This window comes from Bacteroides caccae, assembly GCF_002222615.2.
Lineage (GTDB): Bacteria > Bacteroidota > Bacteroidia > Bacteroidales > Bacteroidaceae > Bacteroides > Bacteroides caccae.
The window spans coordinates 2,680,367-2,702,343 of the sequence record NZ_CP022412.2 but is presented as its reverse complement, the minus strand read 5'-3'; the positions used below and the strand labels follow the sequence as shown (position 1 = coordinate 2,702,343).

The 21,977-nt window shown below is 36.3% G+C and carries 37 protein-coding genes; 5 read left to right on the top strand and 32 right to left on the bottom strand.

Annotated features, from left to right (window positions below; all coding sequences use genetic code 11):
- Window positions 1-250: 250 nt before the first annotated feature.
- Both CGC64_RS10740 and CGC64_RS10735 read right to left on the bottom strand, forming a co-directional pair.
- Window positions 251-643, bottom strand: a complete 393-nt coding sequence (locus CGC64_RS10740; RefSeq protein ID WP_005676554.1) for a DUF551 domain-containing protein — start codon at window positions 641-643, stop codon at window positions 251-253.
- A 16-nt stretch (window positions 644-659) separates the two neighbouring features.
- Window positions 660-1,223 (bottom strand): nucleoside triphosphate pyrophosphohydrolase family protein, encoded by a 564-nt coding sequence (locus CGC64_RS10735; RefSeq protein WP_005676555.1) that lies wholly within the window; start codon window positions 1,221-1,223, stop codon window positions 660-662.
- Between the two features lie 141 nt (window positions 1,224-1,364).
- Here CGC64_RS10735 and CGC64_RS10730 point away from each other — a divergent pair, with 141 nt between their 5' ends.
- A complete protein-coding gene (locus CGC64_RS10730) occupies window positions 1,365-1,610 on the top strand; it encodes a hypothetical protein (RefSeq protein WP_005676556.1) in 246 nt (81 codons plus the stop codon).
- A 110-nt stretch (window positions 1,611-1,720) separates the two neighbouring features.
- Here the strand turns inward: CGC64_RS10730 and CGC64_RS10725 are convergent, their stop codons facing one another.
- The 20 genes from CGC64_RS10725 to CGC64_RS10625 form a co-directional block, all read right to left on the bottom strand.
- Entirely contained in the window at window positions 1,721-2,626 is a 906-nt protein-coding gene (locus CGC64_RS10725) for a phosphoadenosine phosphosulfate reductase family protein (RefSeq protein WP_005676558.1), read from the bottom strand.
- A 26-nt stretch (window positions 2,627-2,652) separates the two neighbouring features.
- Window positions 2,653-3,417 carry a DNA-methyltransferase gene (locus CGC64_RS10720; protein ID WP_005676559.1) on the bottom strand — a complete coding sequence of 255 codons (765 nt, stop codon included), beginning with the start codon at window positions 3,415-3,417 and terminating at the stop codon, window positions 2,653-2,655.
- Window positions 3,402-3,956 (bottom strand): NUMOD4 domain-containing protein, encoded by a 555-nt coding sequence (locus CGC64_RS10715; RefSeq protein ID WP_005676560.1) that lies wholly within the window; start codon window positions 3,954-3,956, stop codon window positions 3,402-3,404. The genes CGC64_RS10720 and CGC64_RS10715 overlap by 16 nt, the downstream gene beginning before the upstream one ends.
- Before the next feature lie 17 nt (window positions 3,957-3,973).
- The gene (locus tag CGC64_RS19250; protein WP_005676561.1) at window positions 3,974-4,105 is read right to left on the bottom strand and encodes a hypothetical protein; all 132 of its coding nucleotides are present in this window, start codon (window positions 4,103-4,105) and stop codon (window positions 3,974-3,976) included.
- Window positions 4,106-4,260: 155 nt separating this feature from the next.
- Window positions 4,261-4,665 (bottom strand): hypothetical protein, encoded by a 405-nt coding sequence (locus tag CGC64_RS10710; RefSeq protein ID WP_005676563.1) that lies wholly within the window; start codon window positions 4,663-4,665, stop codon window positions 4,261-4,263.
- Between the two features lie 276 nt (window positions 4,666-4,941).
- Window positions 4,942-5,292 carry a hypothetical protein gene (locus CGC64_RS10705; RefSeq protein ID WP_005676564.1) on the bottom strand — a complete coding sequence of 117 codons (351 nt, stop codon included), beginning with the start codon at window positions 5,290-5,292 and terminating at the stop codon, window positions 4,942-4,944.
- Between the two features lie 114 nt (window positions 5,293-5,406).
- Window positions 5,407-5,988, bottom strand: coding sequence for an ATP-binding protein (locus tag CGC64_RS10700; RefSeq protein WP_005676565.1), 582 nt, complete (start codon window positions 5,986-5,988; stop codon window positions 5,407-5,409).
- A gap of 70 nt (window positions 5,989-6,058) precedes the next feature.
- Entirely contained in the window at window positions 6,059-7,117 is a 1,059-nt protein-coding gene (locus tag CGC64_RS19140) for a DUF4373 domain-containing protein (RefSeq protein WP_005676566.1), read from the bottom strand.
- Window positions 7,118-7,330: 213 nt separating this feature from the next.
- The gene (locus CGC64_RS10690; RefSeq protein WP_032855069.1) at window positions 7,331-7,693 is read right to left on the bottom strand and encodes a hypothetical protein; all 363 of its coding nucleotides are present in this window, start codon (window positions 7,691-7,693) and stop codon (window positions 7,331-7,333) included.
- Window positions 7,694-7,795: 102 nt separating this feature from the next.
- A complete protein-coding gene (locus CGC64_RS10685; RefSeq protein WP_005676568.1) occupies window positions 7,796-8,137 on the bottom strand; it encodes a hypothetical protein in 342 nt (113 codons plus the stop codon).
- An 8-nt stretch (window positions 8,138-8,145) separates the two neighbouring features.
- Window positions 8,146-8,694, bottom strand: a complete 549-nt coding sequence (locus tag CGC64_RS10680; RefSeq protein ID WP_005676569.1) for a hypothetical protein — start codon at window positions 8,692-8,694, stop codon at window positions 8,146-8,148.
- A 13-nt stretch (window positions 8,695-8,707) separates the two neighbouring features.
- On the bottom strand, window positions 8,708-9,460 hold the full coding sequence (locus CGC64_RS10675; RefSeq protein WP_005676570.1) for a DNA methyltransferase: 753 nt from the start codon (window positions 9,458-9,460) through the stop codon (window positions 8,708-8,710).
- A 2-nt stretch (window positions 9,461-9,462) separates the two neighbouring features.
- Window positions 9,463-9,798 carry a hypothetical protein gene (locus CGC64_RS19135; RefSeq protein WP_005676572.1) on the bottom strand — a complete coding sequence of 112 codons (336 nt, stop codon included), beginning with the start codon at window positions 9,796-9,798 and terminating at the stop codon, window positions 9,463-9,465.
- Between the two features lie 2 nt (window positions 9,799-9,800).
- On the bottom strand, window positions 9,801-10,217 hold the full coding sequence (locus CGC64_RS10665) for a hypothetical protein (RefSeq protein WP_005676573.1): 417 nt from the start codon (window positions 10,215-10,217) through the stop codon (window positions 9,801-9,803).
- A 205-nt stretch (window positions 10,218-10,422) separates the two neighbouring features.
- On the bottom strand, window positions 10,423-10,872 hold the full coding sequence (locus CGC64_RS10655) for a DUF551 domain-containing protein (protein ID WP_005676574.1): 450 nt from the start codon (window positions 10,870-10,872) through the stop codon (window positions 10,423-10,425).
- Window positions 10,873-11,083: 211 nt separating this feature from the next.
- A complete protein-coding gene (locus CGC64_RS10645) occupies window positions 11,084-11,305 on the bottom strand; it encodes a hypothetical protein (RefSeq protein ID WP_005676575.1) in 222 nt (73 codons plus the stop codon).
- Between the two features lie 201 nt (window positions 11,306-11,506).
- Window positions 11,507-11,974 carry a hypothetical protein gene (locus CGC64_RS10635; RefSeq protein ID WP_005676577.1) on the bottom strand — a complete coding sequence of 156 codons (468 nt, stop codon included), beginning with the start codon at window positions 11,972-11,974 and terminating at the stop codon, window positions 11,507-11,509.
- A 440-nt stretch (window positions 11,975-12,414) separates the two neighbouring features.
- Window positions 12,415-12,819, bottom strand: coding sequence for a hypothetical protein (locus tag CGC64_RS10630; RefSeq protein WP_005676579.1), 405 nt, complete (start codon window positions 12,817-12,819; stop codon window positions 12,415-12,417).
- A 23-nt stretch (window positions 12,820-12,842) separates the two neighbouring features.
- The gene (locus CGC64_RS18825; RefSeq protein ID WP_005676580.1) at window positions 12,843-12,995 is read right to left on the bottom strand and encodes a hypothetical protein; all 153 of its coding nucleotides are present in this window, start codon (window positions 12,993-12,995) and stop codon (window positions 12,843-12,845) included.
- A gap of 30 nt (window positions 12,996-13,025) precedes the next feature.
- Complete coding sequence (locus tag CGC64_RS10625; protein WP_005676581.1) at window positions 13,026-13,337, bottom strand: hypothetical protein; 312 nt, start codon at window positions 13,335-13,337, stop codon at window positions 13,026-13,028.
- Between the two features lie 172 nt (window positions 13,338-13,509).
- On the opposite strand from CGC64_RS10625, the gene CGC64_RS10620 reads away from it, so the two are divergent.
- Both CGC64_RS10620 and CGC64_RS10615 read left to right on the top strand, forming a co-directional pair.
- Window positions 13,510-13,788: a helix-turn-helix domain-containing protein gene (locus CGC64_RS10620; protein ID WP_005676582.1), complete on the top strand. Its 279-nt coding sequence runs from the start codon at window positions 13,510-13,512 to the stop codon at window positions 13,786-13,788.
- Window position 13,789: 1 nt separating this feature from the next.
- Window positions 13,790-14,452 (top strand): hypothetical protein, encoded by a 663-nt coding sequence (locus tag CGC64_RS10615; protein ID WP_105094978.1) that lies wholly within the window; start codon window positions 13,790-13,792, stop codon window positions 14,450-14,452.
- A gap of 151 nt (window positions 14,453-14,603) precedes the next feature.
- Here CGC64_RS10615 and CGC64_RS10610 read toward each other — a convergent pair whose 3' ends face one another.
- Window positions 14,604-15,263: a KilA-N domain-containing protein gene (locus tag CGC64_RS10610; RefSeq protein WP_032854998.1), complete on the bottom strand. Its 660-nt coding sequence runs from the start codon at window positions 15,261-15,263 to the stop codon at window positions 14,604-14,606.
- A 313-nt stretch (window positions 15,264-15,576) separates the two neighbouring features.
- On the opposite strand from CGC64_RS10610, the gene CGC64_RS10605 reads away from it, so the two are divergent.
- Both CGC64_RS10605 and CGC64_RS10600 read left to right on the top strand, forming a co-directional pair.
- On the top strand, window positions 15,577-16,104 hold the full coding sequence (locus CGC64_RS10605; RefSeq protein WP_005676585.1) for a Panacea domain-containing protein: 528 nt from the start codon (window positions 15,577-15,579) through the stop codon (window positions 16,102-16,104).
- A complete protein-coding gene (locus tag CGC64_RS10600) occupies window positions 16,085-16,501 on the top strand; it encodes a hypothetical protein (protein ID WP_005676587.1) in 417 nt (138 codons plus the stop codon). The genes CGC64_RS10605 and CGC64_RS10600 overlap by 20 nt, the downstream gene beginning before the upstream one ends.
- A 119-nt stretch (window positions 16,502-16,620) precedes the next feature.
- On the opposite strand, the gene CGC64_RS18820 is transcribed toward CGC64_RS10600, so the two are convergent.
- From CGC64_RS18820 to CGC64_RS10560, 9 genes are all read right to left on the bottom strand, one after another.
- On the bottom strand, window positions 16,621-16,773 hold the full coding sequence (locus CGC64_RS18820) for a hypothetical protein (protein WP_005676589.1): 153 nt from the start codon (window positions 16,771-16,773) through the stop codon (window positions 16,621-16,623).
- A 36-nt stretch (window positions 16,774-16,809) separates the two neighbouring features.
- A complete protein-coding gene (locus CGC64_RS10595; protein ID WP_005676591.1) occupies window positions 16,810-17,217 on the bottom strand; it encodes a VRR-NUC domain-containing protein in 408 nt (135 codons plus the stop codon).
- Complete coding sequence (locus tag CGC64_RS10590) at window positions 17,214-18,035, bottom strand: hypothetical protein (protein WP_005676592.1); 822 nt, start codon at window positions 18,033-18,035, stop codon at window positions 17,214-17,216. Before CGC64_RS10590 ends, CGC64_RS10595 begins: the two co-directional genes overlap by 4 nt.
- 18 nt (window positions 18,036-18,053) lie before the next feature.
- Window positions 18,054-18,428: a hypothetical protein gene (locus CGC64_RS10585; protein WP_005676593.1), complete on the bottom strand. Its 375-nt coding sequence runs from the start codon at window positions 18,426-18,428 to the stop codon at window positions 18,054-18,056.
- 165 nt (window positions 18,429-18,593) lie between these two features.
- The gene (locus CGC64_RS10580; protein WP_232286812.1) at window positions 18,594-19,199 is read right to left on the bottom strand and encodes a DUF4494 domain-containing protein; all 606 of its coding nucleotides are present in this window, start codon (window positions 19,197-19,199) and stop codon (window positions 18,594-18,596) included.
- 8 nt (window positions 19,200-19,207) lie between these two features.
- Complete coding sequence (locus CGC64_RS10575) at window positions 19,208-19,582, bottom strand: hypothetical protein (protein ID WP_005676595.1); 375 nt, start codon at window positions 19,580-19,582, stop codon at window positions 19,208-19,210.
- 110 nt (window positions 19,583-19,692) lie between these two features.
- The gene (locus CGC64_RS10570; protein WP_089421607.1) at window positions 19,693-20,640 is read right to left on the bottom strand and encodes a HEAT repeat domain-containing protein; all 948 of its coding nucleotides are present in this window, start codon (window positions 20,638-20,640) and stop codon (window positions 19,693-19,695) included.
- A gap of 104 nt (window positions 20,641-20,744) precedes the next feature.
- Entirely contained in the window at window positions 20,745-21,062 is a 318-nt protein-coding gene (locus tag CGC64_RS10565) for a hypothetical protein (protein WP_089421571.1), read from the bottom strand.
- Window positions 21,059-21,976, bottom strand: a complete 918-nt coding sequence (locus tag CGC64_RS10560) for a DUF1351 domain-containing protein (protein WP_005677921.1) — start codon at window positions 21,974-21,976, stop codon at window positions 21,059-21,061. Before CGC64_RS10560 ends, CGC64_RS10565 begins: the two co-directional genes overlap by 4 nt.
- Window position 21,977: the final 1 nt, after the last annotated feature.

Below are 21,977 nucleotides of genomic sequence, written 5' to 3'. Positions count from 1 at the left end.
AACTGTTTGTCGCACGATGTATAAGGAAGCCAATACGATCTATCTTCATAATAATCTAAGTCAATGGGAACAAGATGAAATAATTCGTGATCAAAGTCTAGTCCTATCAACATACATTCAATATCTATTTCTGGGTGCTTTTGGTGCCAGATAATGATTTCGCTATGCCGATAAGAGTAATGAATAAATTGATTGCGAGTCATGATTAAATCATTTTTTGTTTTTAATTGTTACCTTAGTTATTCCCATATTAATCTCCTTTCTCTTTAATCCGTTCTAATACATCTCTGTTGGCTTCAAGTATTTCATCGAAAGAAGGGATAGGCATCCATCCGACAACATCATATACATATCCAAATCCATATATAAGCCAGCTCTTGTTTCTTAAATTGCAACAAGATTCACAGATTGACCCATTATTACGGACAACTAAAACACGTTGTTTTTCTTCCGGCAATCGTTCTTTCACGCTTATCCACGGTGATTGCTTCGACTGCCATTCTGCACCACACTGAAAATCCTCCATACAATTATCATGTCTGGAAACATAGTTATCTGCGTCCACTTCTTTTAGAACGTCTTTTCTGAATTTCGTTTTATGAGTAGCATAATCATACGCTGCTTCTTCTAATGTCTGTTTCATATTATGGTTTATTAGATTAATATTTCTTCCCGTGCATTTTTTCACGGAGTTCGTTATACTTCATTTTCTGCTCGATGTGCCACATAAGGTCAATACTAAGATATTTAGCAAGTCCAAAGATTTCAAGCAGAAGCATTTCTGGTACGACACACGAGCGTATAAAGACTTCATTATTTGAAGTAATAAACTTTATGATATGGAATATTGATTCTGTAAATGATTTATTACAGTAGGTCGCAGAATATTCTGATATTGTTTCCTCGTCGAATGCATCCTCGTCTAAGTCAATTCCTAGAAGTCCATATAAATCAAGCAGGCGTATGCAGGCATCGGCAAGCTCTTCGGCAACTGTACCTTTAATGCAGTAGTCATATACCTGCTTTAAGTTATTCTTTGGATATGATATACCGCAGTTAAATTGCTCTATAAGAGGCTGTTTCCCTTTTCTATCCGCTTCCACAGCCTCCATTAGCTCCGATATTACTAGGCAAAGACAATGTTCATTGCTCAACTCCTGATCGTGAAATCCATGCTCACAAGCGTTTTTGTAGGACTTATCTCTTAATTCGTTTAAATTCATTTCTATTTTATATTGATAAAAGGGCACGATTTCCAAGAGAAGTATAAATTGTCACATTTAAAACTTTATCGTCAAAAATGGAGAACGTGCCCATATTATTATTACTTTTGTTATGTCACATTTAAATATTAATTTATCGTTATGAAATTAACAGAAGAACAAAAATTAAAACTTCAGCAAAACCTAAAAGGAAAAGGAATTTGCTCTAACTGTGGATTTGCTGGCGGCATAGAGCCTCTAAATGCACAATTTCAACTGCAATCCCCTGTAATTAACAATGGAGTGATTGATCTCAATTCACCAGTTAATTCATGGCCTGTTATTGCCGTTAGATGCCCTAAATGCGGATTAATTTCGCTTTTTGACGCTAACTTCCTTGACATTTAACCATTGTAGTACTCGCAATGGTTGCAATCTTTTGGACTGCCGTACTTGTTTTAAACTTGTACGGCTTTTTTCTATATTCTTCATTTCTATTTTGATTTGAATTAAACTTCTTATTCGCAAAGTCCATGATAAAGGCTCATGCAACTATATCCGCCTTCTGGTTCAAACATATCATCCATACCTACATCGTTACGGTTTACATACTCGAAAACTTCCTGTACTGTTGGATAAGTCCTATTCTTGCAGAAGCGATTGGGGATGTAACCGGGTGAGAAGAAAGACGAACCTTTTGGAGTTTCTTCTTTCATCCTTTGCTCTGCATCTATCAAGCGGTTACGCCCGAACTCTTCTTGTGAAATGAGTTTGACTTCCTGCTTTCGACACATAATACAAGGATAGCAACCAACACGGGAAAATCCACGAGAATACAAAGGATTTGGCTTTTGTCCGGCAGATAAGATATGATTTATTACTTCTTGTGCCGACCACTGAAAAATCGGACGGGAAACGCTTGCATCATAGTGTTCACACCATTTAAGTACATCTTTTCTACGATAATCCTGCTTCCATACTTCAACAATCTTTCCTTTGCGATTCTTTTTAATGCGTTCGTAATACTCCCCAAAGTAATTGCATTCATAGGGAAGTTTAGCACGCTCTTCACTTTCCTTTGCCCGGATGCCTTGTATAATCACGCAAGGTTCAGTAAGTGAGAGAATGTAATCAATCATCGGTTTAATTTTCAATTCTGAAGTACAAAACCTTCTTTGGGAAGACGGGAACCGGGAGCGCTTGATAGACATATCTACAAAATCAGTATATTTCTTGCTTCTCAAAACTACTAATTTAACATCAAGCTGTTTGCACACGTCACTAATATGTTGATAGGTTTCGGGATGCTCCCAACCAGTATCACAGAAAACAGCTTCTATTTTATCGGCTCCGTATTTATTGGCAGCTTGGATCAAGCAAGCTTGTGAATCCTTTCCGCCAGAAAAACTTACTATTATCTTCATTTGATTCCTTTCTAAATTTATTTAAATTACACAAATAGCGATTGCTGGATACGTGATAACACAAATTTATTCGCATCAGCAAAGAACTTTTTTTTAATCTCAAATCCGTATGCCCTGCGTCCCAACTGGGCAGCAGCTAATAAGGTAGAACCGCTTCCGGCACATGGATCAATAACGACATCACCTTTGTCGGTGAATATCTCTATCAGCCTACGAAGCAAAGGAACCGGTTTTTGCGTGCTATGAACCTTCGGAGTTTCATTGTCCACCACCCAATCAAAGCAATTGAAGATCATCCGACCATCGTTGTTAAACTTTGGAAGTTTATCGCGGTAAAGCAACAATCCATATTCACAATTGCCGACTATCTTCATATTGGCTTTCAAGACTTGCGCTGAAAAGTTCTTTCTAAATACAAGATTGATGTAATTATTCAGCCCATATCTTTTACCCAGTTCAATATACCGGAACTGGTCTTCAAATTCACAAAATATTATCATGCAAGGCGCCTTGCCTTTTTCCTTGGGTTCCTTTACAAGCATCTGGGAGCAGAAGTGCATAAACTCGGCAGGGCGAAAATCTTTATCGGTATCAAAGAATTCTTTACCCGCTTTATCGCTTTCTCCATTCTTATTATCACCATCCACATACCATGAAGGGTTAGAAGCATAAGCACTATTGCCTAAATTATAAGGGACATCGGCTATAATTAACTGGGCTTTTGGGATTCCATAAGAACGGAAATTTTGGAAATGGTCATTGAATAACTTAGGTTTTATATTTTTATCCATTTTAATCCTCCTGATGTTTTACTCCTGCCATTTAATACTTGAGATATAGCCCCTTTACATAAACCTTTTGATTTTTCTGCTAATCTTACAGATTCAAAAACCTCGCCTGTGTTAACACATTTTACCATTGTATAAGAATGTCTCTTTTGATGTAATTCCCTATATGCATGTTTTAAATTATCACTTCGGCTACACCACTCTAAATTATCAACATGGTTATTGCATTTATTACCATCTTTATGATTAACTTGTTCAAGGTTTAAAGGGTTATTTATAAAGGTTTTTGCAACAAGTCTATGAACTGTGAAAGCCTTAGTTTTATTCCCTATTCTTAGCCAAACGATACAATATCCATTATTTTGAATACCGTATTTAATAATTCTTCCTTTATGTATACATGTATGTCCATTTTTACAATATCTTTTTCTATCAACAGATTTTATTCTACCAAAAGAAGATGCTTGGTATGAATAGTCTGTTTCAGGAATAATTTTCCAAACTTCTTGGAAATGATCATTATATAGTTCTATTTCTTTCATTTCTATTCTGTTTTACTCTATTTGACTTCTACTTTAAACGGAAGAGGATAACCGCCAATCAAACGATTGTAGACATCTTCCCAGCAGTACGGCATATTGGCATTATTTGCCAATTCCTTTGCTATCTCTTGTAACCTTTCTTTGCTCATTACTATTCTGTTATACGCAAATCCTTGATAATCATTCAAGAACTTGCAAGGTTAATTAATTGTATCCATTAAGTAGTCTGATATTGCGTAGACTACCAGATAAAATAAGATGTTAACTCCTAGGAGAAGGAGGATGTTTAGCAACACTCTCATAACTAATCCAGCTCCTCACTACTTTTGAAAATATGAGCGAACGTACTTTTTTCGTCTGATAGATTGAGACCAAGTTGTGACGGAAAACGCTTGATGTAATTATAAAATTCAAACATCTTTTTGTCATCATCTCCGCACCGGTCTACCAATAGACGGATGAAAGCTAGAAGACAATCGGAGTCGTTGCCGAAATTTTCCTGAGTGGAGAACTGGGTTTTGTCAACATCTTGTTTTAATTTACGGATAGCGGCTATTGCAGTGTTGAAATTACGTTTTGCATCGTAACGCAGTTCATAGCCTTGTTTACCCATTTCACTTCTCAAGTCATAGAGAAGGGTTTCTACAACATCTGTCAACACATAGGTTAAGTTGAGTGTTGTATTAAGATTTGTTGTTCCTACTAACATGATTTATTATACATTTATCGATTCCATTTATACGCCATGACTTATGAAATGGCTGCTTTACTTTTGTATATAACCGGCACCGTTTGCATATTGGTTTCAGATGCCTTCCGTCGTAATGAATACCGTTACAGATTACCGGATAACCTTGGAGTATCATCTATTCGGGTATTAGCATTGTCATTTAGTAGGTAGATCACAAGCATAGATTGTGTGAGCCTGTTAAGTACCACTTCTTTTTCTGTTAATTTTTTAATTGTTTTCATTGCTCTTATATTTTTATTTATTGATAAGCATTGACTTAGTCTTAAATCCAGACATTGTATTGACTATTTTCCCATAAAGAAATAAAGCGTTGGAACAATCGATTTCAAGACTAGAATTAGATGATTTTACAATATCACTTCTTAAATCTTGATTAGCGATAAGGAATGCTTCTTTTTGACTTATAGAATCAAAAGTTAATTGAACTGCAATAATTACTCGACAAGGAGCATTTAATTTACTAGCAAAATCCATAGCCGACACTTCGTCATCAAAACTTTTTGGTTTATTGGGGCTATAAACTTTATAAATACATCCCTTAAAATAAGAACAGTTTTTTAAACGTTTAATGTTGCTTGATTTCATAACTTATATAATTTTTAATTTACAGGTATAAAGTTACTCATTTTGCTAATTGTAAACAAACGTTACTTTCCTGATTTATATGGCTTTATATTAAATTAACTTGCTGTAAATCAGCTATTTTCTTCTACTATTCCCTCTAAGGGGGATAAGGTTGAAACTTTTAAATCGGTCAACAAGTCGATCAGCAAAACGCTTTTTAAATTCTTCTGCATCAAGATTACTTGTTATGTGATACATCTTGCCAAATTGTTGGTAAATCTCATATCTTGCATATAAAAATTCATCTATCACACTATTTAGACTAGTGCCATAACTTTTCTGATTCTCCGTTTCCAGTCCTATATCGTTTAAGCAGATATTAAAAGGTTCCGGTTTAAACCCTTTCGATTGTCCTTCATTGAACGTATGTCGGTCGATATGACCATTCATCTTGTAATAGTTCATCATTTGAGTAACCGATAGATTCTCAAAAGTATTCGGGTTATGAGTCAATCGTAAATAATCAGAAAAAATCTGCATAAGCATCGTTTTACCAGTACCGGGTTCTCCGACAAGTAGCAGGTTTTTATGGATTTTGTAATCTTCATCTGGAAAAACTTGTTCTGCATACCGGCATCCATTGAAGTAGTAAAGCAGGAAAGACAACACTTTCGAGTTGTTTTCGTCTACTTCAAACTCTCTGAATTCACGCCCCATATAGTTATTCCCGATATACCTGATAAAATCACGATGGGCATAAAACTCATTGGGATTCGTCAAGTCATATTCAAAATCTTGAAGAATAGTCTTTCTGTGGCGCTCTATCAGATTCCCTATCTGCTCCTTTTTCAGCTTTGCTGCAAACGAATTTCTCTGTTGAACCTGTTGTAGTTGATCCGATAGTTCCTTTTCCTGAATTTCCATTTTTTGCCTTAGAAACGATTTCGTTATACTTCGAGTTAATATTAGCTACGCTAAAGTTATCCAGTAACCAACTATCCTTGACGGAAGTGAGGAACACTTGGAGAGCGTACAACACAGAGGCATCATCAACGGGCATCTGTCTTTGTTCCCGTGAAAATGTTAGCTTACGAAGCAACTGGGACATATTGCCAGCATCTTTGGCAGTCCAGTAATATTCTTCGCCAAAAGTATTTCTGAAATGTTCTTCAAAAGCCTTTCGAGCGTTAGCATTTAGGATATTAGCCCGTTTAGGCTTTGCAGGATTGTCTTTAGCAATCTTTTCTTCAAGTTCCTTAATTCTGGCTAAAGCCTCATTCAAGGCATGATCTTTTTCAGAAATAGCTTTTTCTAAATCCTCAAACCCCTTGGGGGGTGTGGGGGGAATAATAATATTCTCTTTACTTTCCTTTACTTTACTTTGTGTGATTACTTCGGAGTTTATTGGCATTTCTTCCGAATTAATAGCTATTTCTTCCGAAGGAATTACAGTTTCTTCATCAGGAACAATAATAGAGAACTCTTCGACTCTACTTTTCCGCTTCGCTTGTCTGCATATAAAGTTGTACTGTTTCTGAATTCCTTTAGATGTTAAAATCTTCTCCTTATCATATAATTCTTTGGATAATAACCCTAGTGCCATACAGCATTTAATGACCTCAAGTATATACGACTCTTCAAACCCGGTTTGTTCCGATATAATGAAAGCCAACTCTTCATCCCACCTCACGTAGTACCCACTTTTGTAGATAAGACATAGCAGGAGAGCATATACAGTTATAGCCTTGCCACTCTGGTACTTGATTAGTTTCCTTATCTTTATGTCTTGAAAGAAATTTATATCAAAAGGAAAGTAGTCCAGCCCAACTTCTTTATTTCGAGCCATATTAAGTATTCATATATTAAAAACAGCGGCTTTCAAGTTTCTATACCTTTGATGTGGGATTAAGGTATGTACTCCAAGAAAGCCTGTTTAATATCTTGTTTATCATCAAATCCCACTAAGATGATTAATTATTTTTCACGGTGTAAAGCTAAACAAAAGTGACATAAAAACAATCACTTAATATCTATTATTTTTCCGTTATTAACTTTTTTTCTAATATCCAGTCTTATTTAGCCGTAAAGCTTCCTTTTCATAACTCAATAGAGTGCGTAATGCGTCTAACTGATGCGTTGCTGAAGCGTTAAGTCGATCTAGTCGATCAACTAAGAATGATTCGTTTTCTGCAATACTATCAAGTAGGGCATTTTGTACTTTTGCAGACAAACAGTTTTCCTGCGCTATCTTAATAATGGTGTTTTGTATTTCATCCGATTTTCTTTTGCGAAGCATTCTTTTAGCATCTGCAAGCATTTCACCGGTTCTTACTACATATACCATAGTAGCCGCAATCCTTTCCTGTATTTCTGTAGGGTTGTTTTGGCATGTGATATTCAAGAATCCACTTATTTCTTCCATTTCCTTTATGATAGGAAGTAGAGGACAATCATCTATCTTGCATTCTCCTGAAGCATTATTTTTAGGGCAGTATTTACAGTTTATTTCCATAATGATGTAATATTAATCTTTTGATGAAAATTCATATTTGATCTCTTTATCGTCAAGTATGTATTTCTTGAATAACTCATTTACATCTATTCCGTTATGTTCCAGATATAAGATGTATGTATAGAAAAGAGCAGCTGCACTTCCTTCTGTCAAATACATATTCGTTTGGGTAGCGCGTCCGGAACTTTGAGGATTTTCTACCGATAGCAGGTAGGCATCTTCTTCTGTATGCGCAACGGTAACAAGACGGTGATCTGAAAATTCGCACCGGACCATATCTGTGATTGCTACTTTTCTTGCAGATTCATTATCAAATCCAATGGTAATTTCACCAATGTTTTTATTTTCTTCCATAAGAGGTACTATGCTTTTATAGAGTCGTTAATGTATAATACCAACATTTCTCCTAATGGATGAAAACACTTAAGACCATTAAAAACAAGTCCTGCACTCATGCCGCTGTGACCTTGCTTGGAGAACAAAGACCGGCATATTTCAAATCTTTCCAGTTCTTTTTTAGAGGTATCATTCAATACTGCAACCAATTCTAACCAGCAGTCAAGTTCCATGCCATGATAGAGATCATTCAACCTGATAGGAACAATTTCATTCCATAATTCCAAATATCCTTCCGGAATAATGCCTATTGCACGTTTTCTGTAATCTTCGGTTAATTGCGGAATTTTAGCCTTAAACTCCGCTTCTTTACGGTCATACTCTTCGTGTATCTTACGGATATATTCATCGTGTTCCGCTTTTGACTTACCGGTCACTTTAACAAACACTTCATCGAGAGAATCAGTAGAATACAACGTTTTCTCGTTAAATTCACCATAACATGGTGCATTGTCCTGCAATTCTTGATATGCTTTATCAAGATTGATTCCTGGGTAAAATTCAATTTTCTTCATTGTTATATTAATATTATAAGTCAAATAGACTTGTTTGTACTAAAGTTCCTTTTTCTGTTTTTATTTCTCCGTGACATTCATAACGGAAACGAGAATTACCTTCTTTAAAATGAAACTTGTCTTTTTCACATCCCCAATAGTCGAATCTTAGCTTGTAAGCTGCAATCCGGCTACTTTGACTACCCATGTGAGCATCACCGATCTTATAACCGGGGTTGGCATATTGATTGAGTAACCATGCGTATAAAATTACAGGTTTTTGGCAGGGGTGAATCCGCTTTTCATTCAACTTTTTGTTTCCTTGCTGTATAATTGCCTTAGATAAATCCTTTCCGCAATAGGTTCCCTGAATCATGCCTCGCCACATGCAATATACAAGGTCAGTTCTGTTATTCATACTGCAGTATGCTATTTCACAATCGTATTGGTCAGTATCACCATTTAGCTTATCCCAAACAATGCGTCCACCAGTAAAGTCGTAATTAAAGTAGTTTACTCCCCATATTATCTGATTTCGGCTGACCCTTTTTACTTCATCGAAATATTCTGGAGGGGGAACTCGTGAATCCCAGTCTGATTTCGGATAAACGGATTGTTTAACATACAGTATATTACCATTACTTTGTTTTACAGTATTGGGCTTGATCGAAGGATTATCCGCTCCAATTCCGTATGGTGGATCATCTATGAACAAGTCAAAGAAGTTATCTGGGAATTTCTTTAAGAAATCCATTCGGTCTATATTATATACTTCGCTTATTGGCATGGCTATTCCTTCTTCTTTAATTCTTCAATAAGAGCATCAGCAAATATAACTGCGGCACGTGCAATATTAGTTTGAATTTGTCTTTGACCATGCTCTGCTCCCTCACATAAAACCTGATGATAGAAATCTTCATTTGACATTATTGCAGTAACTGTTTCCTTTGCTATTTCATAACGTTTCTGTTCCCAATCAATATTATCAGACATTTCTTGAAGTATTTCAACATCATCAAAACTTAATTCAATAGGATTACCGTAACTATCACACTTATCAAGTGTGACACGTGCGTAATCAGCAATATTGATAATTTCTCCAGTTTCTTTTACTCTTACTTTCATAACTATTCTTTAGTTTTAATATATCCGTTTTCAATACACCAGCAAAGCATCTCGTAGGCTGCGTCAATTAATGAATCTGATTTAAACTCTTTATAGTAATCAAATTCATCAGACATTGAATAGTATATAGACCATACATCACAATCATAAGTGGATATTGTAAGATAATAAGTATCTGTAACTATATTAATTTCTTTCGGCAGTAATTCTATTATGTCCTGAAAGGTATAAGTAGGGACTATTTCCCAAAATGTACTATCTCTTTTTTGATTAATTACATCTTCATATATTTCAAGTTCCCATTCTTCCTTTATATTGCCATAAAAACAGCAATAACACATACTTGCATCACTTGTGTCCAATCTAAGTTCCTGTAAATGTTTCATCTGTTCGACTGATAATACCTGTTTTGATTTCATAATTCATCCTCCAATTTTCACTGTTATTTGATTTTTAAAAATATCATTATCCTATCCCACAATAGTAGATAGCCCTCCCAATAGTCACTAAATCTAAAGTAGTACCAGCTCATTTGTATATACCATATTGGCAGGTAAACAAAAAATAAGGCTAACCATAAAGGGGTAAGCAACAATCTGATTATTAATCTAAGTTTAGCCATAATCAATCTCCTTTCTCTTTAATCCGTTCTAGTACATCTCTGTTGGCTTCAAGTATTTCATCGAAAGACGGAATTGGCATCCAACATATAACCTTAATATCATCTTTCTCGACACTTTTTCCTAAATATGATATATCACTATCAGTAGTCCATATACCATTTTCATACGTGAATACATCTATATACTTACGTGATTCAGCTTCTCTATCATCGTATTTATAGTAATATAAAAATCCGACTAAAACACGCTGACCTTTATCCGGTAATCGTTCCTCAATACTTATCCAAGGAGATTGCTTTGCCTGCCATTCTGCACCAAATTGAAAATCTTCCATACAATCAGATTTCCGACTAACATAGTTATCTGGATCAACCTCCTTTAAAACCTCTTTTCTAAACTTTGTTTTATTAGTAGCATAGTCGTATGCTGCTTCTTCTAATGTCTGTTTCATATTACTCTGTTTTACGATTTTCTCTTAATTTTTCTTCACTGACGGTAGTATTAGAAATTGTATTTGTATTATTGGGTTTGCAATACAAACACATTTGGGTAAAAGGTGAATATACCCTGCCACACTTCGGACAAATCCAACCTTGCTGCCCGAACACTCCGTTATACGGATTAACTGCGCTTGATTCTTGTTTCATAATTTGATATTTTAGTTATTTCTTATGGTTAAGTCGTTTAATAGCGTCCTTTTTGGAATATGCCATAACTTTCTGTCCTTTTATGGTAAACTCTCTTAACTCTTTAACTGATGACTTAACTTTATAGTTAGGATTAAAAGTCATTCCTTCTTTACGATTCACAGAGTATGGATCGTTACTTTGTGCTGCTGCGCACATAGCTGCTGTTGCCAGTAACATTTGCTTTAATTTGCTCATACCATTCTATTATTGCATTGTAAATAAATTGTCGTTCCATCAGTACTGATACAGCCTACTTCAAATTGCGTCCAAGAGTTATCCCAACATTTTGTCCCGGGTGGCACCTGTATGGAGATATAAATATCTTCGTTTCTATCGCATTGATCTAGTGCTTCTTCAAACTTTTCTAAGAATTCATCTAAGCTCATATTACCAATGTTATTTAGAGGTGGGGAGTAATAATTCTGCTATATCTTCTTTCATCAAGCCATGTTCGTCCAGCTTGGCTACGATTTGAGATGCAAATAGTAAATCATATCTTTGTTTCATCTCGTCACCAAACTTTTTAGCTAATTCCGTAATTTTTGCATTAGCATTATGATAGCCACAATTTGCATTAAATTGGCTTTTAATCCAATTTTCAATAGATATTTCTTTGTCAGAATAAGAGCTTTCTCTTATCATTCCTGTTGAAATAACGTCAGCGACAAGTGCTTGTATTTGCTCTCTAAGTGTATCTGATACTTGCTGCTTAACGACATTAGTAATCTCGTTTTCAATATGCGTAAGCATCATTTTTTTTATCTGTTGACAGACATCTATCTTGATTGAGTTTTTTAATTCTTCCTCAAACCCGTTAGAATCTTCGTCTAACCAAAACTCGTCAATTTCTACTGTAAATTTCATATTACTATTATTTATGTTGTTAATAAAATCGTTTTGTACACTATTTTTTTACTCTATATTACCTTGAATAATCAAGGATAATAGTTGTTATTTCAAATCGCATGATTCGCTTAGAACCACTTAAAATCGATAAAACAGTGACAACCATTTTCAGATTGTCACTGTGTCGATTGGCATCAACTTAATGTGTGGGACGAATCCCCTGACACTACTTTCCTACTTAGTTAGCTCCCATTCGACTAGCGTAATCAAAGTGCTCGACCTGATTACGGGAAGAACGAGAAACATTTAAGCTATTCGATAGCTCGATTTTCAACTTTTCGTTTTCAGCTTTTAACCGATAACACTCCGCTCTGTATTGAGAGCATTCTGTGAATGACTTTAACATTGCGAGGTATTGGCTTATTTCTACTTCAATCATTACTTTATAGTTTATATTATTATCTCATTATACTTCCATTTAGACGCTGTGTAGTTCTTATATAGTCATCCAGTAGTTCATGAAGGATGAAATCCGGATAGACGTTTACAACACCAAAACGGTCTATGTTTACCTTATTAACCGGATATCCCCTTTTCTTACATAGGCGTGTGGCATCATTGCCGAGTTTCGCAATGTCACTTACATAAATAGGAAGTTTATGCCTCTGTACGTATGCAGACATAGTGGAACATCCATAATTACCGATACACTTTGAAGACAATTTCTTCATCTCTTCTTCAAGTACGCTTAATCTTAGTTCTGTCGACTTAAGCCTTTTTTCTTGTTCGACATTGGTCTTGGCTAACTGAAATATCAGTTCCGCCTGACTCATTTCAACGGTTGAGTTCAAAATATTGTCCATTACTCTAAATTTTAATGTTCTGATTACTCGGTTATCTCTTTAATTGAAAGTTCAGGGAATCTATCACCTTTAGCGTGCATTGACATTACATACATATAGCAGAAATCAGCTGCCTGTTCGTATGTTTCGAACTTGAATGTTACGCTTGAACCTTTCTTAGAAACTTCGTATTTCATTGTTTTATATTTTAAAGTGTTAGTTATATCTTAATCACCTACGTAGCGTGAACCGAATCTACCAGTACTATTCACATTGTAATAAGCCGATGCAGGAATGTTCTTGTTATTGTAGCCTTCGTGCATTGTAGCCTTAGCAGCTTTGCTCATCGCTTCTTCTCTTTCTGCCAAGAATTTATCAGTTCTTTCCTTTACCGCTTCTACTGTGAAGTTAGCTTGGAGTTTTGCAAGTCTCCATGCTGACTTTAAACATTCACCAAAGGTCTTACCTTGCTTCTTACCTGAATACTTGTAGTTTCTGTGAGCGTTCTTGAATATTTCTGATAAATTGTAGCGTTTCATATATTTAGGAGTTAAATTGTTATTAGTTCTTTTATTTGACGTAAAGATACAGTATTTACTGTATATTACCAAACAAAATAACCATAATATACTATTTCTTTTGCATAAATTAATATAGTATATACTGTATACTTCATAAATAATCTGTATATTTGAAATCAAAAAGATAATTATGAGAATAAAGGAACTTTTAAAAGAGAAACATTACACACAACAAGAACTGGCAGATAAAATGAATGTAAGCCTATCTGCTGTTAGACAAATGGTTGCAGCAGAATCATTGACAACTGCTACACTTGAAAAGATCGCTACCGCCCTCAACGTTCCCATGTGGCAGCTATTCGCGTCCCCGGAAGAGGTGCAGCTTCCCTCAAACGCCCATTCTATCAAATGCCCACACTGCGGGAACGAGTTCCCGGTTAGTGTGAATGTTGAACTTAAAACCAAATAGTATGAAAGAGACCCTAATCGTATTAATGTTTATTGTACCACTCTTTGCAAATGCGCAAGAATATGGCAATTTGGCATCCAAAGATTCACTGAATATAAACACGGATTCTTTACAGTCTGTTGTTGATTCTATTATGGAAGTCAAATTAAAAAAAGAGCAAATAACAACTATTGGTGGAATACCTTTTGGAATTTCCAGAGAAAAAGCCCTACCTGTATTAAGAAACAAATATGGGACAGAAGATTATCTTTCCGACAATAAACACATAGTCTTTAAAAGCATAAAATATGCAGGTGTAGATTTTAACTCCGTATATTTCCTTTTTCAATCAGACGGTATTAATAGCTATTTTAATGCTTGCATATTTATCCTAAATGCAAAAACGAAAAAAGAAGCCATTGACAAACAAGAAGAGATGAGAAATCTTTTATCTAAAAAATACGATTTATCTTCTTTTAAGGATGACCATGGATTCGACTTATACGTTGGAGGTGTATCCCCATTATGGAACGGTCGTTGGAAATCGTTTTTAGAAGGGGGATATGAAGGGGCTGTCCATATAGACATTATAAATTATGACGAAGAATTAGCAAAAAATGCTGGATTTGAATATTCTGTCCGTATAATTTATGGCCCTTTCAATTATGTAAAAGAGGAATTTTGAGCCTGAATGTCTTAGAAATAACAGCCGAGATACTTTCTCTTATCGTTTCTGTTATTGCCTTATTTATAAGCTGTACCGCAATGTATAGATGAATATAAGGGATGCATTTGGCACCCCTTTATTTATATCAACTACCCAATATCCCTATATTTTAGATGGGAAGAACATTAGGATATTTCCGGTAATACAATTTAGTCAATGTGGATTTAAGGCTATTATAGTCTTTGATAAAACCTAAATCTATCCATTGGGCTATCTGTAATTCCAACTCATACAATTCACGAATTTTAGCTTCATCGCCAATTTTATTACGCATTTCTGATTCATGCTTACCGTAGACTATGATGTTTAGAGACTTGGCCAAGTCCTTGACTTTTTGTTTGAATAGGTCATCTGGCAAAATAGAACTGACCGCTTTACACATGGATGGGTATGCATCACCAGCAAGATTGCGGAATTTTATCATTTCATCATAGACAAATTTGAGAACATCATATTTAAAAGACGGATTTATCCACATTGCAAAATCAATAAAAAGTAGTGGATGCATCCAGGTACCCGCATTATCCCCCTTATTTGCCCTTGATTTATGATAGGGGTAATTACCCCTATCATAATTTTCTCTTTCCATTATAGTGTAAATGAACTCTTTAGTGGAAGCTAAGCCGAAGTAGTCATTAACTTCCTTCTTCATACCTTTCAATTGATTCCACTGTTTCAATAAATTTGTAGCATTGAAAAACGCATCTTTAGTTCTCTGAATTACTTTAAAATCACCCATTGGGCGAATCATAATTTGGTTCGTTTTCATAATAAAGTCTTTTCGTTCGAGGACGTACCGCACTTCTTCATGCGGAGATAAAAAGGCGAAAGCCATGCAGGGGGTTATGACCTACACAGCTTTCTATATCTTAATCCTCTGATTAATTCTAATTTTAATAAGTATAACCCAACGCATTGCAAATATAATAATAATTTTTAAAAGTGATTATACGATCAACAATCAACGTATTCTTTTAACTATTTTGTGATTTGATTCTCAAATGAAATTGTTAACTTTGCATTAGAATGCATATATTTGAATACGCATTCACATAAATAAGTAACCAAGAACCCTAAACAAAATGACAAAATTTGAACAACAAAGAATTATAGAAATAGTGCTTTATATCCTTAATAAAACTGGGGGTATGGACTATTATCATCTGTTCAAGATATTATATTTTGCCAATCAACGAAGTTTGGTTGACTGGGGACAACTGATGATAGCGGATAAATTTTGTGCTCTTCCCCATGGACCAGTACCAACAATCTTGTATAGTACAATACAGGGGCAAAAAAGTGTTCTTTCAAAAATGAAAGACGATGTTTATGTCGTAGATTACTATCTATTATCCAAACGTGAACCGGATATGGATTATCTTTCACAATATGATAAAGATACGTTAGATTTATGCATCTCCAAATACGGGAAAATGAGTTTTAAGGAGTTGGAAAGAACTTCTCATACAACTTGTTGGCAAAAAGCGAGAGACAAAAAGGGGAATCATGTTATTGATCCGGGGGATATTGCCCTTGACGGAGGAGCTAATGATGAACTTGTAAAATATATTAATGATTCAATAGCATTTGATGAAACCTTCGGAAATTAAGATAGGAGATGTATTTTACGTTACGATGAACAAGGCCAATGGAGTAGTACCAAAACCTGGAGATACCAGCCGTGATAAATTTTTTGTAGTACTTGGTTTTGATAACGATGGAAACGTTTATGGTGGTGTCATTTTTAACTCCTTTATTAATATGAATCTGCCACCTAATGTACAAGCAATGCAGCATCTTATAAAAGGGGAAAGTTATAAATTCCTTTCATATGACAGCTACATAGATTGCTCTTCAATTAAAATAGTGAAAAAGAACAAGCTTCTTAAAAGTACTAGTTTAGGCACATTGGATGAGGAAGATATTACCCTTGTTTGTGATAAGATAAAGAGTAATTCTCGAATCAATAAAGCCGAATTAAAAAGATTCGGACTAATTGATAAATAAAGCCAGACATTACATCTGGCTTTATTTATTCCAATGCAGTAATAAGGCAGATTAAAAGCTGAAAACAAAATGTCAAAGAACGATTTGCCGAATAGGAGTTGAGCCAATCAGCACAGGGTTTATTTTTCAAAATCAATTTGCGCAGACAATATTTCTAACAAAGCCTGCAATTGTCCAACGATGTAAGGCTTTATATCCTCACTACAATTACTTGTAAATGCAACAAGCTTTTCTGATAGATTATGCCATTCTTGCAACTCATTTGGTTTCATAGGTGTCAATCTTTAAAGTTTGTGAAACAGACATAACTACATGTTATTCAAATAATCAGTTACCACTTTAATGAAATCGTCAAGAGAACGACAGACAACATATTTATAGCCGTCAGCAGTTATCTTAGCTTCCCATTCTTTTTGAGATTCACGCTGAACTCCCTTTTTAGTCTTGGTTTCGATTAGCAGTGCTCCATAAAACCGGTTGCTTTTCAAGAGTATTAGGTCAGACACTCCTGGAAGCACTCCTTCGGCTTTTAACTTTGCTCCAGTAACAGCGTCTCTTCTTCCACCATTTGGAACGGAGAAAAGATTATGGCGCATGGATGGATATTGTAGTCGGAACCAATTGACCATCGAAACTTGTATCTTATGCTCTTCATCTTTGGGCTTTCTGCGAATATTGGTTCCACAATATTTAGCTTTCATTTCTTCGTATGTCATAATACCCTAGCAAGTTTAAAATCAAGCAACATCAATAACTCATTGAATTTCTCTTTATACCAAAGAGGCTGTGTTTCTTTTGGATTATTAGGGTTGACTTGGTTCTCACCATACGACCGACCGGATTCGGTTATTGATTTGAAATGCTTATCTTTGCCTTTTGATGATTTCCTTTTAATATCACATAAGATACCTTTCTGAATCGCTCTTTGATTAAACGCTTGTGCGCTGATGGATAAACCCGTTTCTTTGAGCAATTCAGTAGCGGATTTAAGTATCCCATGTGACAGAGTATAATCAGGTGTCGGAAGTCCAAGAGGTGCAGCTACTTTACTAATTAAAGACAATTTAGAAGAATCATTTAGATTAAGCACTTCACTTACGCCTTTTACCCATTCAAGGCCAACGCGGACTTTAGTTGTTAGTGATGGTTCACGTTTGGGTTTGTTCTGGTTTTCGATTACTTTCCGGACGCTTTGGTGGAACACTTGACGATAAACCTCAAACACAGGACGGACTTTTCTCGCGATGAAGAACTCCATGCAGGAAACTGTAAGTTTGTACTCATTTGTCGGTCTGCCGCCTTTTGGGTTTCCCCCATTTTTGGGGGAAACTTGATAATCAACACCTTCAATAAACTGACCACCATCTATCAACTCTCTAACGGCATGGTCTTTTCTTGGATAAACCAACATCCAAACTTCATCGAGATTGATTGGAAACTCATTGTCAGATTTTGACAGTTCAAGAACTGCGTTAAAATAACGCTTGATTTCGCTTTCGCTACTCTCTTTAGATAAGATTAAATTCGTTGCCATATATTTTAACTTTGGCTATTATTTATTTCTGGACGCTTCCAAAACTGGAAGGTTTGTTTCCGTTGGTATGTATATCACAGTTTTATCATTCAGATTGCTTTGCTGACGTACCCACAAATATTGAATATATGCAGGGGTAATACTTCCATTCTCAATTTTAATCGCTTCGGCAGCACCTTTGGCGCGTTCGATTTCTGCTTGAGCGTTCAGTTTTTCAGCTTCCAGATTAGCTTTAGCTTCTTCAATCTTTATTTTACGGTTTTGTTCAGCTTTAGCAAATTCTGCCTTTCCAGACATTTCTTGTTGCCAAACGTTATAATAAGGGATGGCAACAAAACATCCCGCAACAATTGCGGCAAATATGATAGCCGCCAGAATTCCAAATTTATTCATAATTTCTAATATTGGGTTTTATAGAGCCGCCCAAGGCTCATTTCTGTATTGTAGTTAATTTGTAGTAGATAGCTTATCACATAGAGAGGAACAAATAACACTCACCGTTCCTCTCTTTTAAACTAATCTTCAATTATCGCCCAATCTGGCAAATATTCTTCACTGTTAATCATCTCCATTTGTATCTGATTTATTGTTAGGGATTACTTTTGTTTTACCTCCAGTTTTATCAACGATAACCGGTTTGCCACCTACTGTAGTTTCGGTACATTGCCCTTCAGGGAACTTATCAATAAAGCGAACTACTTCTTTATCTTCTGTTATATTACTTCCCTCTTTGGCTTCAAAAGGGAATACGTCTACAATAGGGGTTTCAGCTACCATGCCGATCTGATAATCTGCCATGGTTCCTTTCATGCCCTCATCCAGCTTTTTCACAGCATCACGCAAGTCGGCAGCTTGTACCAATACTTGAGTGGAAGTCTTTTTCTCAGCACCGCTTTTTTCATCGAGGGTGATAAATACTAATTTGCATTTAAACCAACGGTCTGCTGATTCCTCTTCACTGGGAAATAGCTCGCTGTAATTGGCACGTTTAATGTCTGATACTGTAAATTCTCCTGTTATAAATGGAGTCATCTCCTCGATAATACGTGCTTCTGCTTCTGTAAAGCTGAGTGCATCTACCAGATAAGGTTCTGTTATTTTTTTCTGCATTCCGTTTTCCATTACTTTCTCGTAACGGATTTTACATTCAAACCATGTGTGCATTCCCATAATTATTTATCTTTTTTAGGTTCGTCAATATATTTATCCGCAAAACGGTCAAGCACCTTGATATACTTGTCCGGAAGCTTCTTTGCCGTATCATTGACCCTGATATAGTCAATCGTACCACCGATACCATAGATATAAAGCAGCTCCTTGGTCGTCGGAATAAAAATACTCGCCATCACTGCTATTACACCACAGACAACAAAGCGCTTTAACCATTTGAAGAATGTGAGTGCGTCGTTCTTATCCTCGATTACATCATCTCCTGATATCAACAAAACAAACAGCATGACTAAGACAATTACCAAAGCTACAATCCATACGAGTGTCAATACAGTGGACAGGTTACCAATTACGGTCATCCAATAAATTCCATTCATAATGTAAAAAATTAAATTATTAATACTTTCGTCATATATATTTCTTTCTATTCTATTTTGTACCAATCCTTGAATTTTCTTCAAGGATTGGCAAAGATTTATTGCTAAATTTATCTCCCAAACACTTCTTTAAACTTACGATCTAAAGCATCCAATATTCGCATCCTCACAGCAGGATCAGCGGAAAGATTATCAATTGAGTAAATCCTTGAAATCAATTTATCACGAGAACCACAGAAACAACCACATGTATAAAACGGAGCAACATTGGGATAATTATGTTTGTACCATAAGTGATTTGTACCCTTGATAGCCACATAGGTCTCTGTGATTATAAACTCCTCATTGGATGATGTATACCCCGGAGTGTTGGGATTACCCGCGGCACTACTGCGGACAGCCCAGTCGCTATCTTTCGACAACTCGACAAGGGTGTCAGCCGGAGTGTTGGGATTACCCGCGGCACTACTGCGGACAGCCCAGTCGCTATCTTTCGACAACTCGACAAGGGTGTCAGCCGGAGTGTTGGGATTACCCGCGGCACTACTGCGGACAGCCCAGTCGCTATCTTTCGACAACTCGACAAGGGTGTCAGCCGGAGTGTTGGGATTACCCGCGGCACTTCTGCGGACAGCCCAGTGGCTATCTTTCGACAACTCGACAAGGGTGTCAGCCGGAGTGTTGGGATTACCCGCGGCACTACTGCGGACATCACAGTGGCTATCTTTCGACAACTCGACAAGGGTGTCAGCCGGAGTGTTGGGATTACCCGCGGCATTTCTGCGGACATCACAGTCGCTATCTTTCGACAACTCGACAAGGGTGTCAGCCGGAGTGTTGGGATTACCCGCGGCATTTCTGCGGACATCACAGTCGCTATCTTTCGACAACTCGACAAGGGTGTCAGCCGGAGTGTTGGGATTACCCGCGGCATTTCTGCGGACATCACAGTCGCTATCTTTCGACAACTCGACAAGGGTGTCAGCCGGAGTGTTGGGATTACCCGCGGCACTTCTGCGGACAGCCCAGTGGCTATTTAAAATTTCATTCTTTTCCATTGTATATTTTATTTTTTAATTTTTTACTTAGTTTTTTAGATTGTCTTGCTTTATCAAATTCGCAAGGCTTCTTACAATATTTATCAATTAGCTCTGCACTCTTATCAAGGAGCCGAATAATAGTCTGTACATCTGTTTTGCATACTTCCATTGTCTTTAAGTATATGTTTGCGAATCCAAGAGAAACCACCATATATCCATTTATTTTGTTTACACAATAATATCCTATCAGCTTTGGGATAGAATATAACCCACCCAAATCCTTTTTTAGAAACAATGAATTCGAATCCAAAATCATTTCGTTGAATAACGTCATATCCTAAAGATTTGATAGCGGGAAGGATTGTGTTTACAAACTGACTATAACGTTCTTCTCTTCTCTGTTTTACAAATTGTCCGTATTCTTTTCCAGCTTCACTCATGCTAATTCTATTTTGTCAAAATCAATACCTTTTGCATTCATAAAATCACCAAGAGCAATGATGTTTTCACGAGTAGTGGTAACCTTGAATGCTCTCGTTAATAATTCAGGTTGTTGCGATATGGATTGACTAAAAGGTACTTGTTCGTCAGCTTTTTGATTTGCTATTGCAAATGGATTGATCGGACGTGATTTGACTTGCTCTACTTCAACAGCTTTACGAGCTTCTTCCGCTTGTTGCTTTTCTTGTTCCGCTTTAATCTTAGCTTCTTCTGCTACCTTAGCTCGTTCGCGTTGTTCTTTCAGGCGGTTTGCGTATTGAATAGTAGAAGTGATATTAAGCGTGTCCATATAATAAGTGCGGAGAACATCATAGTCTTCACCAAAACCTTTCAGCGTAGATAGCTCGTTTTCAACCTTAGCAAATATGGCATCAATATCCGAACAAACAGACTTCATGCTCGCGGATTTGTTGAGCCACTCTGATTTAAATACCTTGTTGAAGTCTACAAGGTTTGCGTTCATTCCATCAAAGTAAGTCTTGATAGTAGATTTCTTCCTGTCCTTGTATTGCTGCTCGTTTTGTTTGACCACTGTGTCAATCTTGGCAGAACATTCACCTATGAGCTTTACCGTTTCGTTTACTACCTCCTTGAATTCTCCAAAAGGTTTCATAAACTCCTTCTCTATTTCAAGACGTTTGGAGTTAAGATCTTTAGCAGCTTTGTTGAGAGAGGCTTTATCTCTCTTTGCCTGATCGATATTGTCATCCGTATAATTGGATATATCATACTTTGGCAAATTCGCCATTACAATATCTCGGATTTGCTTTGCGTTGGTAGTAAGACTACCTAACGTCTTTTCACTTACAACCAGTTCTAGGTCTCTTTCTTGGATTGCTAATTGTGTATTCATT